The organism is Curtobacterium sp. AB7, from assembly GCF_044909335.1.
GTDB lineage: Bacteria > Actinomycetota > Actinomycetes > Actinomycetales > Microbacteriaceae > Curtobacterium.
The window spans coordinates 11,112-31,343 of sequence record NZ_JBIYED010000009.1 but is presented as its reverse complement, the minus strand read 5'-3'; the positions used below and the strand labels follow the sequence as shown (position 1 = coordinate 31,343).

Below are 20,232 nucleotides of genomic sequence, written 5' to 3'. Positions count from 1 at the left end.
GTCGCCTGCCGCCCGGAGCCATCTGCTGTCCGGACTCATCCGCTGTCCGCGTTCACCCGTTGTCCGCGTTCACCCGTCGGTCAGGCAGACCGCGGTGACGACGAGTCCGTCCTGCACGGCCCAGCGGCCTCCGAACCCGTCGACGCGCCGGCCGCGGACGATCGGCCCGGGGACGAGGAACGACGCGTCGAACGTGCCCGTCGGCTGGATCACGAGTTCGCACTCCGAGAAGTCCAGCCACCGACCGGTCAGCGGGGACCACGCCTTGAAGACGCTCTCCTTGGCGCTGAAGAGCACCCGACCCCACGCGACGTCGGGAGACCCGGCAGCCAGGGACGCCAGCCGGTCGCGTTCTTCCCGCAGGGCGACCAGTTCCTCGACGCCGTCCGGCAGCGGACCGTGCGGTTCGGCGTCGATGCCGAGCGACACGACGTCGGACGCGCGTGCGACCGCTGCAGCCCGGTACCCGTCGCAGTGGGTCAGGCTGCCGACGAAGCCCTCGGGCCAGCGGGGTGCCCGGTCAGCGCCGGGGAGGATCGGGCCCACCGGGGCTCCCAACCGGCCGAGTGCCCGCCTTGCGCACGCGCGCACGGTCGCGAACTCGGCCCGCCGCTCCGCGACCGCACGCGACACGACGACCCGCTCCTCGGCGAACGGCGACTCGGCGCCCTCGTCCGTCGTCGTCGCCTCGACCTCGACATCGCGCGGCAGGAGGCTTCGCAGGACTCCGGTCACACGACCTCCCCGGAGCCGACCACCCGCACGACCCGACGCGCCGACGCGCCGGGGCTGCCCCATTCCTCCGGGTAGCCGAGGGACACCTCGTGGTGGGGGATCCCGTCGATACGGTCCGTCACGGGGATGTGCAGGTGCCCGTAGACGACCGCCTCGGCGCGGTACCGGATCGGCCAGTCCGCCGTCTCCTCGGTGCCGCACCACAGGGCGAACTCCGGGTAGCGCAACCGGTCCAAGGGGGCGCGCACGAGCGGGAAGTGGTTCACGAGGACCGTGCGGCTACCCGGGGGCAGGGCGTCGAGCCGCGCACGTGTGGCCGCGACGCGTGCAGCACTCCACGCGGCACGGCTCGGGTACGGGTCGGGGTGCAAGAGGAACTCGTCCGAGCACACGACCCCCGCCTGCTCCGCGATCGTCAGCGCCTCGGCGGCAGAACGTGCTCCCTGAGGGCGGAACGAGGAGTCGTACAGCAGGAACAGCGGGGCCACGACGAGCGGCCCGTCCGGTCCTGGCCACACCGGGTACGGGTCCTCCGGGGTGACGACGCCCACTGTACGGGGCGAGCGGTGCGCTGGAGATGTTCCACGTGTACGGCCCGACCGAGAACACCACCTTCACGACGGCGTAGCGGATCCCCCGGGTGCTCCCCGTCGGGCGCACCGTGCCGATCGGTGCGCCGATCGCGGGTGGCGGTGTCGTCGTCCTCGACCGCAACGGATCGCTGTGCGGACCGGGCGAACAGGGCGAGCTGGTCGCGACGGGTCTCGGCCTCGCGCTCGGCTACCTCGGGATGCCCGACCGGACTGCCGAGCGCTTCCCCGTGCTCGACGGGGCCGTCGGCTACCGCACCGGCGACCGCGTCCAGTGGCAGGCCGACGGCACGCTCGTCTTCCTCGGCCGGGTGACCGAGCATACCCAGGTGAAGGTCCGCGGGTTCCGCGTGGAGATCGGCGAGATCGAAGCGGCCATCGCGCAGGTCGACGGGGTGCGCGACGTCGTCGTCGTGGCGCGGAGCGTCGTGGGCTCCCCGACGGTCCTCGCCGGCTTCGTCGTCGGCGCGGCGCACGTCACCGCGTCGACGGTCCGCGACGGGCTGCGTCGGCTGCTCCCCGACTACATGGTCCCGCGGTACATCGTGCCGCTCGCGGCGCTACCGCTCAACGTCAACGGCAAGCTCGACGCGGATGCGCTGCCGTGGCCGGCAGACGAGTACCGGGGCTCGAACGAGGATGCACTGCCGACGTCCGCGGCGGTGAGTGACGACGTCGAGCAGCGCATCGCGGCGGTGTGGTCGGACGTCCTCGGCATCCGTGGTGTCGCGGTGACGGACAGCTTCTTCGAGATCGGTGGCGATTCGCTCACGATCATGCAGGTCAAGGGGCAGCTCGATGCCACGTTCCCCGGCGCGCTGACCATCGGCGACTTGTTCTCCTGCCCGGACCTGCGGGCCCTCGCGGAGCGCGTCCGAGCGTCCGGGAAGGGACGACTCGTCGTCGAGCGGGTCGCCGTGCCGGAGCTCGACGGCGTCGAGGAGCTCCTCGGTCGGATCGTCGTCGACGTGTCCTGGGACCAGCGTCACCGGGCGCGGGCGGTGTACGCGTTCATGCTCGCCCTCCGGCTCACGGCGACGCGGGTTCCGCAGGCGGTCCTCGTGCACGAGGACGACGGGGTGCGGAGCGTCCCGTTCCCGGAGTCGGCGGACCACCACGCGAACGTTGACCAGATCGACCGGCACCTCGTCACGGCGACCCCGGTCACGCGGCACACGCCCGTCCGGATCGAGGGCGACGGGCAGGTCGTCTCCGTCCGGATCGGTTCCGCGTGCGCCCCGACCGCGGCGAACGAGACGGTCGACGTCACCGTGGTGCTCGACGCCGGTGACTCGAGGGTGACCCTGGCTGTGGAGCCGCAGGGACCGAGGGTCGACCTGCGACCTGCGACGCTCATCGCGGCACGGTACGCGACCATCCTCGAAGGGCTCCTCGCCCCGACGGGGTGATCAGACCGGCACGGTGGCCGTCCTGGGGACGCCGCGGTTGATCGCGCCGGCGGCACTGCTCGCCCACGTCTCACGAAGGAACACGAACAGGCCGATCGCGACCACCAGCAGGAGGAACGCCGTGCTCGCTCCGATCCAGACGCTCTGGAGCGGGGTGGGCGGCGCGAGCACCACGATGATGAGGGCTGCGGGCGACAGGACCCAGAGCAGGACCCCGACGGTCAGCGACCTCGTCTGACGTCGCTCGTTCGCCCTGGCGACCTCGTTGACCCAGCGGATGACGTCTGCGTCCGGGCTGAAGCGGCGCTCCTGGATCCGGGTGAAGGGAGCGAACGCGCCCGAGACCCGCACGATCGTGACCGTCGCGATCGCTCCGAGGGCGAGGGCGAGGACGAGGCCGATCGCGATCGCGACGCCGGCGTCCAGGGGGAAACCCGGCTGGTCCGACGCGCCGAGCAGCAGCACGAGCGGGATCGCGGCGAGGACGTAGAGCGCGACCCCGGCACCGAGGCGTGGCGCCGTCCGACGGTGCGCCTCGGTGAAGCCCTTCGCCTCGTCCATCGAGATGGGCGCGTGCACGGGGACCCGACCTTCGGAGGGTTGCGTCGGACCGCCCGCCCGGGGCTCCAGGTCCGCGGTGATGCCGAGGGTCAGCGCGAGCTCGTCGAGGCTGCCGAAGTCGCTGACGATCTGGACCATCGCTTCGTTCGGGGTGGCACCGTCCGCGATGAGTCCGGCGTACGCGTCCTCCATCATGCCGTGCAGCTCCGCCTTCGCTTCCCGCAGGCGAGGGGTCTGCGGGTAGGGGCGGAACATCGTCTCCAGGTACTCGCTGATCTCGTTCATGCGTTGGTCCCTTCCACGAAGCGGTCGATGACGGACTTGGTGTCGCGCCACTCCTCGGTCTTGTCGTCGAGGTGTGCGTGGCCCGATCCGGTGATCTGGTAGTAGGTGCGGAGCTTGCCGGACTCGGAGGTGCCGTGGAACGACGTCACGAGTCCGGCGAGCTCGAGGCGTTTGACGGCGGAGTACAGGGTCGTCTGCTTGATCGTGTAGTCGGCCCCGGTGACGGTGCTGATCCGCTGCGCGAGTTCGTACGCGTACGACGGCTCAGACCGCAGGAGCGAGAGCACAATGAGATCGACGTACCCGCGGATGGCGTCGGCGCTGATCACCGGACCTCCTCTCGGTTACGAACTGTGCTGCACATAGTACGCCGGACGTAGTACGCCGAGCAAGGTGTTCTTCCGGGACTCGGTGATGAGCGCTGCCCGTAGCTCCTCCACGAGAGCGACTGCAGTGCATCGTCCGACACAGTCCACGGACGGGGCCGGTGTGTTGTCCGGCGCATCCGCCTAGACTCCCCGTGCGCCGGTGGGGCGTGACCGGCCTGTCCGGCCCGATCAGGGGGAGAGCATGTTCCGTATCACTCGTCTCGTCGCGACCCTCGCGGCCGCCGTCGTCGTGGCAGCGGGCGTCGCCGTCGCCGGCCCCTCGTCGACCGCCTCGGCAGCGGTCACGCCGCTGGGAGTCGACATCTCCTGGCCGCAGTGCGGCCGCCAGGTCCCGACCGACCAAGCGTTCGGCATCGTCGGCGTCAACGGTTCCCTCGGCAACACCACGAACCCGTGCCTCGCCGAACAACTCGCGTGGGCTGGGCGGTCGGTCGGGGGCTCGGCCCAGCCGAAGACGCAGCTGTACGTGCTGTTCGCCAATCCGGGCCTGACGGCATCGGTCTGGCCCACGTCGAACAGCTACCAGGGCACGGTGCCCACCAACCCGTTCGGCAAGTGCGTGACCAAGGGTGGCAAGAAGCAGGTCACCCTGGCGTGCTCCTTCATGTACGGGTACGCCCGCGGGTACGACGACGTCAAGAGCCGTGGCGTCGCGAACCCGTCCGCGTACCGCTGGTGGCTCGACGTCGAGACGGGGCTGTCGTACCAGCGGGACACCGCCCAGAACCGCGCGGCGATGCAGGGCATGATCGTCGGGCTCAAGGCCGGTGGCGTGCGCACGATCGGCATCTACTCGAACGGTTCGCAGTGGAAGACCATCGCGGGCACGGTCAAGTCGAGCAGCCCGCTGCGCGGCCGGTCGAACTGGATCGCGATCGGCAAGGGCACGATCACCAAGGCACGGAAGACCTGCGCCGGCACACCCCTGTCCGGCGGCAAGATCGCGATGGTCCAGGTCGAGGTCCCCTACGGTTCCAGGACCATCGACCGCGACGTCTCCTGCACCTGATCGCCTCGAGGCCGACAGGCCCGGTGCCAGCTGGCACCGGGCCTGTCGTCCGTCGGCGCGCCGACCGGACCGGCCACGGCCTGAGTGTCAGCTCGCGAAGCTGTCCGTCAGGACACCCGCTTGCGCGAAGGTGGTGTGGATGGCGTTCGCGGCCTGCTCGAAGGCACGGTTGCCGCGTGAGATGCCGAGTGCTCCGCCCTTGATCGCGGACTTGCCGGAGCCGCGCAGCAGTCGAGCGACGGTGCGGCCGTCCGGGGCGATCATGATCTGCACGTCCAGGCGGGTGTGGAACGTGCGGTCGTTCGCCATGCCGCCGATGAGCAGCGTCAGGCCCATGCTGCCGCGGGTGGCTCGCAGCGAGCCCTGCTCGGCGTCGTCGACGGTGTAGCCCTCGCGGGCGAGGGCCTCGCGCACCTGTGCACGGGCGGTCTCGGGGTCGGTCGCGACGAAGAAGTCGTGGCTCTCGGGCATGGTCTGCTGATCCTCTCGAACGCGTGTGTGCGGACACGGAGGACGCTCGCCCCCCGGAGACGATCATGCCGTGTCGGAACGTCAGGTGCGTCGCTTACGCTGGCTGTGTCATGACTGCCTCGATGAACCGCCGCGCACTCCTGTCCCTCGCCGGTGTCGCCGGGATCGGGCTCGCGGTCGCCGCGTGCTCGTCCGGCGGTGGCAAGGACGGCGGCGGCAAGAACGGCAATGCCGAGGACGGCAACGGCAGTACGAGCACGTCGACCGCGAAGCCCGTCGCGAAGTCCCTGAGCCCGGCGCAGGTCCCGCTCGTCGGCGGCGTCACGGTCACGGTCGCGGGCACCGGCCTCGCCGCGGTCAAGGGCGTCACCGTCGGCGGGGTCGCCGCGCGCGACGTCACGGCGACGGCCACGAAGGTCACCTTCACGGCCCCGCACCAGGCGATGTACACCGCTGGTGACGCCGCCGTCGCGCTCTTCACCGAGTCGATCGAGCCGAGCCCGTCCGCCAACCAGTCGTCCGACGGCAACGGCAGCGCCGCGAACGACGGGCAGACCGGCGCGACGCAGGACTCCGCCACAGCGACGCCGACCCCCACGGCAGCGCCGGTCCCCGATGCGTCCACCGCGGTCGCGACGTCGTCGATGGCGTACGCCGCGCTGACCGACGTCGACCGGCAGCTCCAGTACGCGATGGCGCACTGGAAGGACTACAACCTGTCCGAGTACGGCACCATGAACCCGATCGGCGGCGACTGCGCGAACTACGTCTCCCAGACGCTCATCGCCCGCGGTTGGGAGCAGCGCTCCGACTGGTACAACCGGGCTGCCGGCGCCGAGCACAGTGCCACGTGGACGTACTGCCCGACGATGGACCCGTGGCTCGAGACGAACGCTGCGGAGTTCGGGCTCACCCGGCGTTCCTCGGACGAGCGCGACAAGGTCAAGGTCGGCGACATCGTCTTCTACGACTGGAACGCGAACGGGTCGCCGGACCACACCACCATCGTGTCCGAGGTCTTCACCGAGCCCGACGGCACCATCCGCATCAAGTCGGCGAGCCACAACCAGGACGGCCCGTACCGTGACCTCGACGAGATGATCACGGTGCAGCACCCGGGTGGGACGGCCTGGTTCCACACCTTCGACGCGTAGGCCGACAGGCCGACCGGCATCTCCCGCCGCTCAGGGGTACCCGAGGAACCAGAGCAGCACGATCGCGACGGGCTGCAGGCACACCCCGACCACGAGCCACGCCACCGCGCGCCGCCGGGTCCGGACGAACACGTCCGACCCGAGCACCGGCGCCATCGGCATGAGCAGCCGCGGCAACGACTGCTGCGGCAGGAACACCGCGACCAGGTACAACCCGTACGACGCCGTGAACGCGAGCACCTCGGTGCCGAGCGCGCGGGTGCTCCGTCGGGTGAAGAACCACACCGCACCGCCGAGCACCGCCACCACGAGCAGGATGCCGAGCGACCCGAGCCACGTTGAGGCCATCGTGAACCACGGCGTCAGCGGGGCGAAGTGCTGCCGCCCGACGAACCCCACCCACCACGACAGTTCAGTGTCCAGGTAGGCGTTCGGCCGCCCGGTCACCGCCGAGGCGATCACCGGCCACGCCAGACCCGCCGCCGCGACGACGAGCCCGGACGCCACGATCGCGATGCGGTCGTGCCACGGGAACGGTGTTCCCTGTCGACGCGCGGCCATCCACCGGACGACCAGGTGCACGGCAAGCGCCACCGCCAACGCGAGGACTCCGGGTTTCGTGAACGCCGCGACCACCCCGAGCGGTGCGATCAGCCAGTACCGACGCCGGACCAGCGCCAGCAGCGCGCCGAACAGCAGCACGAGCAGCAGGCTCTCGGCGTAGGCGACCTGCAGCAGGAACCCGGTCGGCGCGAACGCGAACAGTGCGGTGGCCCAGCGGGCCCGGTGCGAGCAGCCCACCGCGAGCACGAGCCGGTACAGCAGCACGCAGGCACCAGCGCCCGCGATCGTCGCGACGAGCACGCCCGCGACCCAGAACGACGCACCCGTCAGGGCCATGACGGCCCGCACGATGGCCGGGAACACCGGCAGGAACGCCCAGGCGTTCGGCGCGACGTGGCCCGCGTCGTCGAGAGGGAGTGTGGCCGGGTACCCGTGCTCCGCGATCGTCCGGTAGAACGAGGCGTCCCACGATCCGGAGAACGTGAAGAACGACGGGTCCTGCCGGTACGACGCGAACGTCCAGCCGTTCGCGGTCGCCAGCACGTACATCGTGGCGAGCAGCAGGGTGCTCACCAGGCGCGAGGCCGCCCAGATCAGCAGGGGCGCGGTCCACGTGCTGCGGGGACCGGTCAGCAGGTTGTGCGCCCTCGACCGGGAGGCCCGGCTCGTCTCCGCCACGCTCGTCACCCGCCCGATCCTCGCAGACCAGGGCCCGTGCCCGCTCCAGCGGGCGGCCCTGCGTCGGGCCGAGAGCCGGCCTGCGTGCATCGTGAGCAGCAATGGTCGGGTCCGTCTGCCGGACCCGACCATTGCTGCTCACGAAGTGCGGGCCTCCCGGCTAGCGACCGGTGACCGCCAGGCGGATCTGTTCGATCGGGACCTTCGGGGAGCGGTCGGCGTTCAGCAGGCCGTTCGTCTCCTGCATGGTGTCGGTCAGCTGCGTGTAGCAGGAGCCGGCCAGGAACGAACTCGCCCGGATGGCGTCGTACAGCGCCGTGATGCGGGTGACCCAGTCGTCGCTGTCGCTGGCCGAGGTGTAGCCCCAGCCGTCCTCGCGCTGTGCACCCGGCTGGTAGTTCACGCCACCGAACTCGGTGAGCATCACCGGCTGGCCGAGGTCCTGCGCGCCACCGACGAGCACCCAGCGGTCCGCCGGGCCGAAGTGGGCGAAGAGGGCCGTGCGGGCGGCATCGTCCGCGTAGGTCTTGGCGAGGGCATCGCCGGCGCCCTCGTAGTCGTGGACCGTGACGATGTCGGAGTTGGTGTGCTCCCACCCGTCGTTCGAGATCACCGGACGCGTCGGGTCGATCGCCCGCGTGACGTCGGCGAGGGACCGGGCGTAGGCCTGCTGCGCCGGGTCGGTGGCGATGTGCTGCACGCCCCAGCTCTCGTTCGCGGGCACCCACGTGACGATCGACGGGTGCGAGGCATCGCGCTCGACGGCGTCCATCCACTCGCGCATCAGGCGCTGGACGGCTCGCGGCGAGAAGGCGTAGGCGCCGGGGGCCTCGCCCCAGACCAGGATGCCGAGGCGGTCCGCCCAGTACAGGAACCGGGGGTCCTCGATCTTCTGGTGGTTGCGGGCGGCGTTGAAGCCGAGCTCCTTGATGAGCTCGACCTCGCGGCGCAGCGCCTCGCGCGACGGTGCGGCGATGTGCGAGTCCGGCCAGTAGCCCTGGTTCAGGACGCTGCGGACGTCGTAGCTGCGGCCGTTCAGCAGGAAGGTGCCGCCGTCGACCCCGACCGTGCGGAGCCCGAAGTAGGACGCGACGGAGTCGATCGGCGTCGCGCCGGTGCGGGGGAGCAGCGAGACCGTGGCGTCGACCAGGCGTGGGGCGTCCGGGGTCCAGTGCAGTTCGTCCTCGGCCTGCCCGTTCGTCTGGCGCGCGATCGGCACGACCACGTCGAACTCGTCCGAGGTGTCGCCGAGCGTGGCCTCGACGGTGGCGAGGTGCTCGTCGCGCTCGTCCCACCAGGCGACGACGCGCAGGCGCTCTCCGCCGGTGCGGCCGCCCGCGATCCGGACCGTCAGGCGGACGGTGGCGTGGTCGACGTTCGTCCAGCGCAGGTACTCGATCGAGGCGGTCGGCACGGCTTCGAGCCACACGGTCTGCCAGATGCCCGTGGTGCGGCGGTACCAGATGGCGTGCGGGTCCTCGTGCCAGTCCTGCTTGCCGCGGGGCTGGGTCAGGTCGTGCGGGTCGTCCTCGGCGCGGACGACCAGGGTGTGGACGGCGTCGGCGTCGGCCTCCGGGCTCGTCAACGCGTCGGTCACGTCGAAGGAGAAGGGCGTGTGGCCGCCCTCGTGCTCGCCGATGAACTGGCCGTCGATCCAGACGCGGGCGCGGTAGTCGACGGCGCCGAAGTGCAGGACGAGTCGGGGTGCGGCGGTGCCGTGTCCAGCGGCCTCGAGGTCGGCGCGGGTGATGGCACGGGAGTACCAGACCACCGGGTGGAAGCCGGGCTCGTCGATGCCCGAGGCGACGGATTCGGGCGGGAACGGCACGACGATGTCGCGGGCGTCGGGGAACCCGGTGCGCCAGCCGGTGTCGTCGCCGTCGTTCCGGAAGGACCACGTGCCGTCGAGGTCGGCCCACGCGGTGCGGAGCATCTGCGGCCGGGGGTACGTGCCGTCCTGCCGCGAGGCGAGGGGGAGTGCGGGAGCGGATGCGGTGTCAGGTGCGGCCACGGTGCCGTCGAGCGTGCTCATGGGTCCATGCTCCCGCGCCGGTACATCGTTGTAAAGAGCGTCGCAACGATTGCCGTCAGGCGGGTGCGGCAGTGCCCGAGGTGGCGTCAGGCGATCGCGGCGTCGCGCGTCAGGACCATCACGTCCATGCGTCCCTGCTGCACCACGTCGCCACGCTGGTTCCGCAGTGAGACCGTCCGCTCGACGACGCCGGTCGTGCCGGAGCTCGTCAGGCGTGTCGACAGGATCTCGACCTCGCAGGTCACGGTGTCCCCGATGAACACCGGCTCGGTGAACCGCCACTGGTCGATCCCGAGCAGGGCCACCGCCGACCCCTCGAACACCCCGGTCCGTGCGATCAGCCCCAGGCAGAGCGAGGTGCCGAGCAGCCCGTGCACGATCCGCTGGCCGTAGCGGGTCTTGCCGGCGAACTCGACGTCGGTGTGCACCTGGTTGTTGTCGTTCGTCCACGAGGCGAAGGACACGACGTCCGCTTCGGTGATCGTGCGACCCGGGGTCGTGAAGGTCTGTCCGGCGGCGAGGTCCTCGAGGTAGTGGGGCACGCCTGCGATTCTCGCAGAGCGGCGCGACGAGCGCCTCGAGGTGCAGCGCGACGAGCAGCAGACCGAGCAGCAGACCGAGCCGCGCTCACAGTCGTGCCAGCACCTTCCGCGATCGTCGCAGCCCCCGCTCGAGCACCGCGTGCTCGGCCGTCGCCAGCGCCCCGTACCCGAAGGTGTCGGCGCCGTCCCGAGCCGCTGGCCCGGAGAGTCGCCGGTAGGCCTCTGCTGCGTGTGCCGCGTCGAGGGCGCCACCGAGCGTCTCCTGCACCCGCCGCAGCAGACCGAGCCGCCGCTTCCCGAGGTCGGCGACGTCACCGGCCGCCTGCAGCGCGTACCGCAGGCGCCGTGCCGCCTTCCGGATCTCGTGCAGGACGTCGAGACCCGTCGCCCCACCGTCGACCAGTCGTCGGACCCGAGCGCGCTCGCGGTCGATGCGCTTCGTGACGAAGGCAGCGGCGGCGTCGTCGGCGTGCGGTCCGGCCGGGGCGCGGAGCAGCAGCTGGTCGAGCGCGTCGAGGGTACGGAACCAGTCGTCCGAGCGCAGCGCCAGGCGGAGTTCCGCTGCGGCCGCGCTGCGGAGTGCCGCCGCCTGCTCGCCGATCCGGTCCAGCGTCGGCGCGTCGACGAAGCCGTCGGGGGCCCGTGCCGCCGACCGGAACAGCCCGCCGTGCACGACCTCGGCATCGCGGGCGACACCGGCGACGCGTCCGGCCTCGGCGAGGGCAGCCCGCAGTGCCTCGGTTGCCTCACGGTCGAGCGCCCCGCGGTACGCCGCGAGCACGCTCCGCAGCCGACGGACCACCTTCCGGAAGTCGTGCACCGACTCGTGGTCGTCGGCGCGGACCCGGGGGTCGACCGCGACGAGGTCGGCGCGCAGCGACTCGAGCGCCCGCACCACGAACGCCGCAGCGGTGTCCGAGCGTGGTCGCTTCGCCCGGTTGCCGCGCCGCTCCGGTGCGAGCACGGGAGCGGGCGGGACCGCGACCGCCGAGGTCGCCGGTGGCTCGGTGGCTGCGTCGTCCAGGGCCCGCTCGGCCGCTCGTGCCGTGGTGCCGTCCCGCCCGCCGTCCGACAGCGCCCACCACCGTGCGGACCGCAGTACGGAGGTGTCCGGGTCGCCTTCGTCCACGCGGACGTCGGCGATCTCGGCCCGCACCCGACCGTCCTTGCCGCGCAGGATCACGAGCGTCGTCGTGGTGTCCCGGACGCGGACCGTCGCCACCGCACGCCCGCGCAGGAACACCTCGACCCCGTCACGCGGGGGCTGCTCGCGGTCCGGTCGATCGAGGTCCGCGCCCACCGGTTCCGGGCCGTCGCCGTGGTCGAGGCTCCAGGAACCGTCCTGGGCGCGGGTGAGCGTCACCCCTTCGGCCGCGAGCACGCGCTCGTCGGCGTCCCACACGGTCTCGCGGAGCGTCACGGGCTCGTGCCGTTCGACGGCGGATGCGAGGGGCTCGAGTGCCGGCAGTCGGCGGTCGTCGGGGATCCGCCAGCTCCGGCGGGGATCGGTGCGGGCGGTGTCGGGGGCGGGGTGCTGACTCGGCATGTCCGCAAGTGTCGTCCGCCCGTGGCCATGCGGTCCGAGCGCGGGCGCGTTCTGTGGACGGGCGGCCCAGAACCGCGAGCTGTGCAGGGATGAGTGGCGGACTCGGCACCTCGCCAGCACTCGGCGCGTACGGTCCGCTGCATGAGCGACGGAGCCCGCCACCCCAGCGACACCGCACCCGACACCCGCGACACCGCACCCCCGAGCGGTACCGCCTCGAGCGACACCGCCCCGAGCGACCACGACCTCGAGTCCTGGATCGCCGACCGCCGGTGGTACGCCTCGAAGGGGTCCGTGCCGCGTCTCCGCACCCTCTCCACCGCCGACGGCACCCGGCTCGTCCTCGACAAAGCCCCAGCAGCACCAGCGGCTCCGGTCCTCTACCAGTCACCCGTGACCAGTGGCCCCGACGGTACGATCGCCGACGCCACCACCGACCACACTTGGATCACGGCGCTCGCCGCACGCATCGACGCGGACCCGCAGAGCCTCCGCCCCATCGGCACCGTCACCGCTGCCCGCGTCCTGACGGGCGAGCAGTCCAACACCTCGGTCATCTGCGACACCGAGTCCGGTGCCCGCGTCATCATCAAGGTGTTCCGCGTCCTGCACCACGGCGACAACCCCGACGTCACGACGCAGCTCGCGTTGTCCGCAGCCGGCAGTGCACGCGTCCCCCAGGTCTACGGCGCACTGCGGGGGAGCTGGCCCGACGTCGGGCAGGGCAGCGGCACGGCGACCGGTCACCTCGCGTTCGCGCAGGAGTTCCTGCCGGGCCTCGAGGACGCCTGGCGCGTGGCCCTCGAGGAAGCGCACGCCGGCACCCCGTTCGGTGACCGGGCCGAGCAGCTCGGGGTGGCGCTCGCCGACGTCCACCGCACCCTCGCCGAGGCGCTGGCGTCCGAGCCCGCCGACGAGGAGCGGCGACGGGCCGCCGTCGCGACGATGCACGAGCGGCTCGACACCGCCGCGCGCGAGGCCCCGGCCGTGGCCGAGCACGCGGACGCGATCCGTGCGGTCTACGCGGCGGCGGCGGCGACGCCCTGGCCGGACCTGCAGCGCATCCACGGCGACCTGCACCTCGGGCAGGTGCTCGCTGCACCCGAGCCGCGCGGCTGGGTCTTCCTCGACTTCGAGGGGGAACCGCTCCGTCCCCTGGCCGAACGCTCGTTGCCGGACGTCACGCTCCGTGACGTGGCCGGCATGCTCCGGTCGTTCGACTACGTCGCCGGAGCCCTGGCACACGACGCGGAACCGGTCGACGCAGCGGGATGGGCGGACGGGGCACGCGTGCGGTTCCTCGACGGGTACCAGCGGGGGACCGGCACCGACCTCGGCGCACACCGGGAGCTCCTGGACGCGTTCGAGCTCGACAAGGCCGTCTACGAGGTCGTCTACGAGACCCGGAACCGACCCGACTGGGTCGGCATCCCGCTCGCGGCCGTCACACGCCTGGTCGGCCGCAGCGCGTCCTGAACGTGAACCCCGAGGCGGACGGGAGGCCCGTGGCGATCCCGCCACGGGCCTCCCGTCCGATGCCGGGTGCGGGAGCAAGCCGAATCGCGCGTAGGGAGACGAGCCGCGCGTGGAAGGCCGGAAGGAGCGACTTCCGACGCGCGGGACGTCCTGCCCCGCGCGAGACGGCTGCCCGCTAGTTGACGGGGCCGGTGTACTTCTCGCCCGGTCCGGCGCCCGGCGCGTCCGGGATCGCCGACGCCTCGCGGAACGCGAGCTGCACCGACCGCAGCCCGTCGCGCAGCGGACGGGCGTGGTGGTCGCCGATCTCCGTTGCCGCAGCGGTGACCAGGCCGGCCAGTGCGGTGATGAGCTTGCGCGCTTCGTCCAGGTCGGTCTGCTCCTGGGGGTCGTCGGCCAGGCCGACCTTCACGGCGGCGGCACTGAGCAGGTGCACGGCCACGGTGTTGATGAGTTCGACGGCCGGCACCTCCGAGATGTCCCTGGCGGCGTCGATGCCGCTGCCGTCGTCGTCGATCGGGGTGTCGGTCACGGTGCTCCTCTGCTAGACTCGCCCACGGCAGATGCTGTCCGTGTGCCACCAGGTTCTCCTGAAGCACTCGGACGGTGTCACGAAAGAGGAGTCTCTCCCACCCGCGGCCGCGTTCCACCAGGCTACCGGGTCACCACCGCTCCACGAGTGCACAGCAACTGGGTGCACGCGTCGGTCGGGTCCACGGATCCGACGCAGGGCGGCTGCCGAACGGGTTCCGATCCGTGCGTCAGATCTCCTCTCTCGTGCTGTCGTCCAGGGCAAACGTCCCAGACGACCACCACCTGATTGAAGGAGCTCCGCATCACCGATCCCCGTACCAACGACCGAATCCGCGTTCCCGAAGTCCGACTCGTCGGCCCGCAGGGTGAGCAGGTCGGCGTTGTCCCGATCGCCATGGCACTGCGCCTCGCGCAGGAAGCCGAACTGGATCTGGTCGAGGTCGCGCCGAACTCGAAGCCGCCCGTGGCCAAGATCATGGACTACGGCAAGTTCAAGTACGAAGCCGCTCAGAAGGCCAAGGAAGCCCGTCGCAACCAGGTGAACACAGACCTGAAAGAGGTCCGTTTCCGCCTGAAGATCGACGTGCACGACTACGAGACGAAGCGCAAGCGCGCCGAGGGGTTCCTCCTCGGTGGCGACAAGGTGAAGGCGATGATCCTCTTCCGTGGCCGCGAGCAGTCGCGTCCGGAGCAGGGTGTCCGTCTCCTCCACAAGTTCGCGGAGGAGATCGCCGAGTTCGGCGTCGTCGAGTCCCGTCCCACCCAGGACGGCCGCAACATGACGATGATCATCGCCCCCCTGAAGAACAAGTCCGACGTCAAGGGCGAGCAGAACGCGAAGCGCGCTGCACAGAAGGCCGAGCGTCGTGCCACCGAGCACGCCGCGAAGGACCACTCGGAGACCGAGGCCCCGGCCGAGGCCCCCGCGCAGGACACGGCACCGGCCAAGAGCGACGCTCCCGCCGAGTAGGTCACCCAGACCGACCCCGCAACGACGCGGCTCCCATCCACCCCACGGAAAGGCACCACCATGCCCAAGCAGAAGACCCACTCCGGGTCGAAGAAGCGCTTCAAGATCACCGGTACCGGCAAGGTCATGAAGCAGCAGGCCGGTATGCGTCACAACCTCGAGGTCAAGAGCTCCAAGCGCAAGGCCCGCCTGAACGAGGACCAGGTCCTCTCCAAGGCAGACGCGAAGAACGTCAAGAAGCTCCTCGGCCACTGAGCCCCGCAGATCGTAAAGGAATAGTGCAATGGCACGAGTAAAGAGAGCGGTCAACGCCGCCAAGAAGCGCCGCGTCATCCTCGAGCGCGCCGAGGGTTACCGCGGCCAGCGTTCGCGTCTGTACCGCAAGGCCAAGGAGCAGGTCACCCACTCCCTGGTCTACGCGTACCGCGACCGTCACGCGAAGAAGGGCGAGTTCCGTCGCCTGTGGATCCAGCGCATCAACGCTGCGTCCCGTGCGAACGGCCTGACCTACAACCGTCTGATCCAGGGTCTGGGTCTGGCCGGTGTCGAGGTCGACCGTCGCATCCTCGCCGACCTCGCAGTGAACAACCCCGAGACCTTCACCGCGCTCGTCGAGACCGCGAAGAAGGCCCTCCCGGCCGACACCTCGGCCCCGAAGGCTGCGTAGTCAGTTCTTCTGCTCGCGAAACCCCCGCCGCACGGCGGGGGTTTCGTCGTTCCTAGACTTGGGTCGTGAGCGAACTCCTCGAGAACCCCCGTGCCGGACGCGTGAAGGCCGTCGCGGCCCTGTCGAAGAAGGACGTCCGTGCCGAAACGGGCCTCTTCCTGCTGGAGGGGCCGCAGGCGGTGCGTGAAGCACTCGAGTACGCCCCGGAGCTCCTGCGCGAGCTCTACGTGACGCCGACGGCCGCAGCCCGCTACGGGCTCGACGACGCGCCGGTCGACACCTGGTTCGTGACGGAGCAGGTCCTCGACGCGATGGCCGACACCGTGACGCCGCAGGGCGTCGTCGCCGTCTGCCAGCAGTTCCCGACGTCGGTCAAGGACGTCTTCCCGGACCGTCGCGTCGGTGACGCTGCTGTTGCCGTCGACCTGGAGGCCCGTGGGGACGCCGACGAGCCGGCCGCGTTGCCGGGTCTGGTCGCCATCCTCGAAGAGGTGCGGGACCCGGGGAACGCCGGCACGATCATCCGCGCCGCCGACTCCGCCGGCGCCGACGCGGTGGTCCTCACCGGTCGGTCGGTGGACCCGTACAACCCGAAGGTCGTCCGGTCGACCACGGGCTCGCTGTTCCACGTGCCGGTGTCGGTCGGCGTGACCCTGGCCGACACGATCGCACGGGCGAAGGCACTCGGGTACACCGTGCTCGCGGCCGACGTCTCGGGCGACGACCTGCCGGTGGTCCGGGCCGAGGGCATGCTCGACGGTCCGACCGCGTGGGTGTTCGGCAACGAGGCCCGTGGGCTCACCACCGAGGACCTCGCGCTCGTCGACCGTGCGGTGAAGGTGCCGATCTACGGCCAGGCGGAGTCGATGAACCTGGCGACGGCGGCATCGGTCTGCCTGTACGAGTCGGCGTTCGCACTCCGGAGCTGACGTTCCTCCCTCCCCACGGGCTCGGCCGTCACGCCGCTCCGCAGGCTCCGCGGCGCGCCGGGACCGGCCCGCGTGGGCCCAGTCCGACCGGTGCAGGCGGGTGGTATCCCGTCGGCCGGTAGGCTTGGGTCTCGTGTCAGAACCTCTCGAGATCAGCGAATCGGCCGTCGCCGACGCCGTGGACGCAGCACTCGCCGCCGTCCGCGCCACGACGACGGTCGCCGAACTGAAGCAGGCCAGGGCCGAGCACACCGGTGAGCAGTCGCCGCTGGCTCGGATGAACGCGTCGATGCGCAGCGTGCCGCCGGAGCAGAAGGCCGCGGCCGGCAAGCTCGTCGGTCAGGCCCGCGGGCGGCTGAACGCGGCGATCGCGGAGCAGGAGTCGGTCCTCGCCGTGGCGGAAGAGCGCGCGCGGCTCGAGGCCGAGCGTGTCGACGTCACCGCGTTGCCGACCCACCGCCCGACCGGCTCGCGCCACCCGCTCTCGCTGCTCAACGAAGCCGTCGCGGACATCTTCGTCGGCATGGGGTGGGAAGTGGCAGAGGGGCCCGAGCTCGAGCACGAGTGGTTCAACTTCGACGCCCTGAACTTCGACCAGGACCACCCGGCCCGGGCCATGGCGGACACGATCTTCGTCGAGCCCGTCGACCGCCACCTGGTCATGCGCACCCACACGTCGCCCGTGCAGGTGCGGTCACTGCTGTCCCGCGACCTCCCGCTCTACGTCATCGCCCCGGGCCGTGTGTACCGCGCCGACGAGCTCGACGCCACGCACCTGCCGGTCTTCACCCAGGTCGAGGGCATCGCGATCGACAAGGGCCTGACGATGGCACACCTGCGCGGCACGCTCGAGCACTTCGCCCGCCAGGTCTTCGGCGCCGAGGCGCAGATCCGTCTGCGCCCGAACTACTTCCCGTTCACCGAGCCCAGCGCCGAGATGGACGTCTGGCAGCCGAACGCCAAGGGCGGCGCCCGGTGGGTCGAGTGGGGCGGCTGCGGCATGGTCAACCCGAACGTCCTGCGTGCCGCCGGCATCGACCCGGACGAGTACCAAGGCTTCGCCTTCGGCATGGGCATCGAGCGGACGCTGCAGTTCCGCAACGGCCTGAACGACATGCGTGACTTCCTCGAGGGCGACATCCGCTTCTCGCAGCAGTTCGGAACGGTGGTCTGATGCGCGTCCCACTCCGCTGGCTCGGCGAGTCCGTCGACCTCCCCGAGGACGTCACCCTCGAGCACGTCCACGCGGCGCTCGTGTCGGTCGGCTTCGAGGAAGAGGACGTCCACACGTTCGACCTGACCGGCCCCGTCGTGGTCGGCCGGGTGCTCGAGCGCGTCCCCGAGCCGCAGAAGAACGGCAAGACGATCAACTGGTGCCAGGTGGACGTCGGCGAGCCCGAGCCCCGCGGCATCGTCTGCGGTGCGCACAACTTCGACGTGGGCGACCTCGTCGTCGTGACGCTGCCCGGTGCCGTGCTGCCCGGACCGTTCCCGATCGCGGCCCGCAAGACCTACGGCCACGTCTCCGACGGCATGATCGCCTCGGCACGCGAGCTCGGTCTCGGCGACGAGCACGAGGGCATCCTCCGCTTCGCCGACCTCGACATGGAGCCCGACGTCGGCCAGGACGCCATCGCGCTCCTCGGCCTCGACGACGCGGCGGTCGAGATCAACGTCACGCCGGACCGCGGGTACGTGCTGAGCATGCGCGGTGTCGCGCGTGAGTACGCCCACGCCACCGGCGCGAGCTTCCACGACCCCGTCGACCGCGTCGCACCCCGCGCGGCCGAGGGCTTCTCGGTGACGATCGACGACCGGGCCCCGATCCGTGGTCGCGTGGGCGCGAGCACCTTCGTCACCCGCGTCGTCCGTGGTATCGACCCCACGGCGAAGACACCGGCCTGGATGGTGTCGCGTCTCGCCCTGGCAGGCGTCCGCTCGATCTCGCTGCCGGTCGACATCACGAACTACGTCATGTTCGAGCTCGGCCAGCCGCTGCACGGCTACGACCTGTCGACCGTGCGCGGTGGCCTGGGTGTCCGTCGTGCAGCTGTCGGCGAGACGCTCGAGACCCTCGACGGCGCCGTGCGGAAGCTCGACCCCGAGGACCTCGTCATCACCGACGACGACGGCCCCGTCGGACTCGCCGGCGTGATGGGCGGTGCCCGGACCGAGATCTCGGCGAGCACGACCGACGTCCTGATCGAGGCAGCCGGCTTCGACCAGGTCTCGATCGCGCGGACCGCTCGCCGCCACAAGCTGCCGAGCGAGGCCTCCCGTCGGTTCGAGCGCGGCGTCGACCCGCTCGTGGCCGAGGCTGCTGCGAACCGCGCCGTCGACCTCCTCGTCGAGCTGGCCGGCGGCACGGCCGACGCCCTCGGTTCCACGCTCGTCGACACCGAGCCCCGTGCGACGGTCGCCATGCGGACCTCGCGTCCGGCCGAGCTCATCGGCGTGGACTACACCGACGCCGAGGTCGTGGACACCCTCCGTGCGATCGGCGCGACGGTGCAGGTCGACGGTTCGCAGCTCGCCGTCACCCCGCCGACCTGGCGTCCCGACCTGACCGACGACACCACCTTGGTCGAAGAGGTCGCGCGGATCGTCGGGTACGACCGCATCCCGAGCGTGCTCCCCGTCGCCCCGCCCGGACGCGGACTCACTCCGCACCAGCAGGCGCGCCGTCGGGTCTCCGCGGCCCTCGCCGCCGCGGGGCTGGTCGAAGCGGTGACGGCGCCGTTCGTCTCCGCCGCGACGCAGGACGCCTACCCGGGGATCGACCCGGATGGCGGCCCGAGCGTCGTCCTCGCCAACGCCCTCGACAGCGAGCAGAACCTGCTCCGCCGCAGTGGTGTGCCGGCCCTCGTGGACGCGGCCCGTCGCAACGTGTCGCGCGGCCTGCTCGATGTCGCGCTCTACGAGACCTCGCGGGTGTTCCTGCCGGTGACGGGCGTGACGCTCGGCACCGACGAGGTCCCGGCCGGTGCCGCGCTGCCCGACCGCGCGACGCTCGCGGCGCTCGACGCGTCCCTGCCCGCACAGCCGTTCCACGTGTCCGCCCTGCTCACCGGCAACCGCGTCGGCAAGCAGGCGGGCGTCGCGGCCGAGCAGTACGGCATCGCCGATGCGATCGACGCGGCTCGCCAGGTCGCGTGGGCCGTCGGCGTGGAACTGCGCGTCGCACAGACCACCCACCCGTCCCTGCACCCGGGCCGCGCGGCATCGCTGCTCGTGGGCGACACCGTCGTGGGTGTCGCCGGCGAACTCCTGCCGGAGCTGTCCGCCGCCGCGGTGCTGCCCCGCGTGGTGGCCGTGGTCGAGCTCGACCTCGACGCCATGGTGGCCGCGGCCCCCGACCTCGTCGCGGTCGCGCCGATCGTGTCGTACCCGGCGGCGACGCAGGACCTGTCCCTGGTCGTCGACGCCGGGGTGCCGGCCGGTGACGTGTTGGATGCGGTCCGCTCTGGTGCCGGAGACCTGTTGGAGTATGCTCGGCTCGTGGATGACTACCGGGGCTCCGGCGTGGACGAGGGACAGAAGTCCCTGACGTTCGCCCTGCGCTTCCGTGCCACGGACCGCACGCTGACCGCTGCCGAGGCCACCGAGGCCCGCGACGGCGCAGTCCGACGTGCCGGCGAGCGATTCGGGGCGACCCTGCGCGACTGATCCACGACGGGATCAGCACCGCCCG

Annotated in this window: 20 protein-coding genes; 10 read left to right on the top strand and 10 right to left on the bottom strand. The window is 71.4% G+C overall.

All coding sequences use genetic code 11. The features are described from left to right. Positions 1-69: 69 nt before the first annotated feature. Together ABH929_RS15950 and ABH929_RS15945 are read right to left on the bottom strand one after the other, a co-directional pair. The gene (locus ABH929_RS15950) at positions 70-735 is read right to left on the bottom strand and encodes a 4'-phosphopantetheinyl transferase (RefSeq protein WP_404561888.1); all 666 of its coding nucleotides are present in this window, start codon (positions 733-735) and stop codon (positions 70-72) included. Further along, positions 732-1,286 carry a hypothetical protein gene (locus tag ABH929_RS15945; protein WP_404561887.1) on the bottom strand — a complete coding sequence of 185 codons (555 nt, stop codon included), beginning with the start codon at positions 1,284-1,286 and terminating at the stop codon, positions 732-734. The genes ABH929_RS15950 and ABH929_RS15945 overlap by 4 nt, the downstream gene beginning before the upstream one ends. Before the next feature lie 89 nt (positions 1,287-1,375). Here ABH929_RS15945 and ABH929_RS15940 point away from each other — a divergent pair, with 89 nt between their 5' ends. Beyond that, on the top strand, positions 1,376-2,734 hold the full coding sequence (locus tag ABH929_RS15940) for a phosphopantetheine-binding protein (protein ID WP_404561886.1): 1,359 nt from the start codon (positions 1,376-1,378) through the stop codon (positions 2,732-2,734). Here ABH929_RS15940 and ABH929_RS15935 read toward each other — a convergent pair whose 3' ends face one another. Continuing rightward, complete coding sequence (locus ABH929_RS15935; protein WP_404561885.1) at positions 2,735-3,580, bottom strand: permease prefix domain 1-containing protein; 846 nt, start codon at positions 3,578-3,580, stop codon at positions 2,735-2,737. It lies immediately after the preceding gene. Next, positions 3,577-3,909 (bottom strand): PadR family transcriptional regulator, encoded by a 333-nt coding sequence (locus ABH929_RS15930; RefSeq protein ID WP_205463161.1) that lies wholly within the window; start codon positions 3,907-3,909, stop codon positions 3,577-3,579. The genes ABH929_RS15935 and ABH929_RS15930 overlap by 4 nt, the downstream gene beginning before the upstream one ends. Before the next feature lie 241 nt (positions 3,910-4,150). Between ABH929_RS15930 and ABH929_RS15925 the strand changes: the two genes are divergently transcribed. Continuing rightward, on the top strand, positions 4,151-4,978 hold the full coding sequence (locus ABH929_RS15925) for a hypothetical protein (RefSeq protein WP_404561884.1): 828 nt from the start codon (positions 4,151-4,153) through the stop codon (positions 4,976-4,978). Positions 4,979-5,065: 87 nt separating this feature from the next. On the opposite strand, the gene ABH929_RS15920 is transcribed toward ABH929_RS15925, so the two are convergent. Next, a complete protein-coding gene (locus ABH929_RS15920; protein WP_263054773.1) occupies positions 5,066-5,449 on the bottom strand; it encodes a hypothetical protein in 384 nt (127 codons plus the stop codon). A gap of 110 nt (positions 5,450-5,559) precedes the next feature. Here ABH929_RS15920 and ABH929_RS15915 point away from each other — a divergent pair, with 110 nt between their 5' ends. Further along, on the top strand, positions 5,560-6,603 hold the full coding sequence (locus tag ABH929_RS15915; RefSeq protein ID WP_404561883.1) for an amidase domain-containing protein: 1,044 nt from the start codon (positions 5,560-5,562) through the stop codon (positions 6,601-6,603). 30 nt (positions 6,604-6,633) lie between these two features. On the opposite strand, the gene ABH929_RS15910 is transcribed toward ABH929_RS15915, so the two are convergent. The 4 genes from ABH929_RS15910 to ABH929_RS15895 all read right to left on the bottom strand — a co-directional run bounded on the left by ABH929_RS15910 (position 6,634) and on the right by ABH929_RS15895 (position 11,965). Continuing rightward, positions 6,634-7,854 (bottom strand): hypothetical protein, encoded by a 1,221-nt coding sequence (locus ABH929_RS15910; RefSeq protein WP_404561882.1) that lies wholly within the window; start codon positions 7,852-7,854, stop codon positions 6,634-6,636. A 151-nt stretch (positions 7,855-8,005) separates the two neighbouring features. Then, positions 8,006-9,877, bottom strand: coding sequence for a glycoside hydrolase family 2 protein (locus tag ABH929_RS15905; RefSeq protein ID WP_404561881.1), 1,872 nt, complete (start codon positions 9,875-9,877; stop codon positions 8,006-8,008). An 86-nt stretch (positions 9,878-9,963) separates the two neighbouring features. Beyond that, the gene (locus tag ABH929_RS15900) at positions 9,964-10,419 is read right to left on the bottom strand and encodes a MaoC/PaaZ C-terminal domain-containing protein (protein WP_205463155.1); all 456 of its coding nucleotides are present in this window, start codon (positions 10,417-10,419) and stop codon (positions 9,964-9,966) included. An 85-nt stretch (positions 10,420-10,504) separates the two neighbouring features. Then, entirely contained in the window at positions 10,505-11,965 is a 1,461-nt protein-coding gene (locus tag ABH929_RS15895; protein ID WP_404561880.1) for a CHAD domain-containing protein, read from the bottom strand. Between the two features lie 141 nt (positions 11,966-12,106). Between ABH929_RS15895 and ABH929_RS15890 the strand changes: the two genes are divergently transcribed. Then, on the top strand, positions 12,107-13,441 hold the full coding sequence (locus ABH929_RS15890) for a phosphotransferase (protein ID WP_404561879.1): 1,335 nt from the start codon (positions 12,107-12,109) through the stop codon (positions 13,439-13,441). Between the two features lie 175 nt (positions 13,442-13,616). Here ABH929_RS15890 and ABH929_RS15885 read toward each other — a convergent pair whose 3' ends face one another. Continuing rightward, positions 13,617-13,973 carry a DUF1844 domain-containing protein gene (locus ABH929_RS15885; protein WP_173170823.1) on the bottom strand — a complete coding sequence of 119 codons (357 nt, stop codon included), beginning with the start codon at positions 13,971-13,973 and terminating at the stop codon, positions 13,617-13,619. Positions 13,974-14,261: 288 nt separating this feature from the next. On the opposite strand from ABH929_RS15885, the gene infC reads away from it, so the two are divergent. From infC to pheT, 6 genes are all read left to right on the top strand, one after another. After that, positions 14,262-14,945: a translation initiation factor IF-3 gene (gene infC, locus ABH929_RS15880; protein WP_263054780.1), complete on the top strand. Its 684-nt coding sequence runs from the start codon at positions 14,262-14,264 to the stop codon at positions 14,943-14,945. Positions 14,946-15,005: 60 nt separating this feature from the next. Then, positions 15,006-15,200 (top strand): 50S ribosomal protein L35, encoded by a 195-nt coding sequence (rpmI, locus tag ABH929_RS15875; protein ID WP_111086286.1) that lies wholly within the window; start codon positions 15,006-15,008, stop codon positions 15,198-15,200. A gap of 28 nt (positions 15,201-15,228) precedes the next feature. Beyond that, a complete protein-coding gene (gene rplT / locus ABH929_RS15870) occupies positions 15,229-15,612 on the top strand; it encodes a 50S ribosomal protein L20 (protein WP_111086285.1) in 384 nt (127 codons plus the stop codon). A 65-nt stretch (positions 15,613-15,677) separates the two neighbouring features. Continuing rightward, positions 15,678-16,541, top strand: a complete 864-nt coding sequence (locus ABH929_RS15865; protein ID WP_263054781.1) for an RNA methyltransferase — start codon at positions 15,678-15,680, stop codon at positions 16,539-16,541. A 133-nt stretch (positions 16,542-16,674) separates the two neighbouring features. Beyond that, entirely contained in the window at positions 16,675-17,715 is a 1,041-nt protein-coding gene (gene pheS, locus ABH929_RS15860) for a phenylalanine--tRNA ligase subunit alpha (protein ID WP_111086283.1), read from the top strand. After that, the gene (pheT, locus tag ABH929_RS15855; RefSeq protein WP_404561878.1) at positions 17,715-20,207 is read left to right on the top strand and encodes a phenylalanine--tRNA ligase subunit beta; all 2,493 of its coding nucleotides are present in this window, start codon (positions 17,715-17,717) and stop codon (positions 20,205-20,207) included. The genes pheS and pheT overlap by 1 nt, the downstream gene beginning before the upstream one ends. Positions 20,208-20,232: the final 25 nt, after the last annotated feature.

Excerpts from the sequence above, each read along its gene's own strand:
- ABH929_RS15920 (WP_263054773.1), bottom strand. The coding sequence starts at position 5,449 with ATGCCCGAGAGCCACGACTTCTTCGTCGCGACCGACCCCGAGACCGCC.
- ABH929_RS15905 (WP_404561881.1), bottom strand. The coding sequence starts at position 9,877 with ATGAGCACGCTCGACGGCACCGTGGCCGCACCTGACACCGCATCCGCT.
- ABH929_RS15890 (WP_404561879.1), top strand. The coding sequence starts at position 12,107 with ATGAGCGACGGAGCCCGCCACCCCAGCGACACCGCACCCGACACCCGC.
- ABH929_RS15915 (WP_404561883.1), top strand. The coding sequence starts at position 5,560 with ATGACTGCCTCGATGAACCGCCGCGCACTCCTGTCCCTCGCCGGTGTC.
- ABH929_RS15895 (WP_404561880.1), bottom strand. The coding sequence starts at position 11,965 with ATGCCGAGTCAGCACCCCGCCCCCGACACCGCCCGCACCGATCCCCGC.
- rpmI (WP_111086286.1), top strand. The coding sequence starts at position 15,006 with ATGCCCAAGCAGAAGACCCACTCCGGGTCGAAGAAGCGCTTCAAGATC.
- rplT (WP_111086285.1), top strand. The coding sequence starts at position 15,229 with ATGGCACGAGTAAAGAGAGCGGTCAACGCCGCCAAGAAGCGCCGCGTC.
- ABH929_RS15925 (WP_404561884.1), top strand. The coding sequence starts at position 4,151 with ATGTTCCGTATCACTCGTCTCGTCGCGACCCTCGCGGCCGCCGTCGTC.
- pheT (WP_404561878.1), top strand. The coding sequence starts at position 17,715 with ATGCGCGTCCCACTCCGCTGGCTCGGCGAGTCCGTCGACCTCCCCGAG.
- ABH929_RS15935 (WP_404561885.1), bottom strand. The coding sequence starts at position 3,580 with ATGAACGAGATCAGCGAGTACCTGGAGACGATGTTCCGCCCCTACCCG.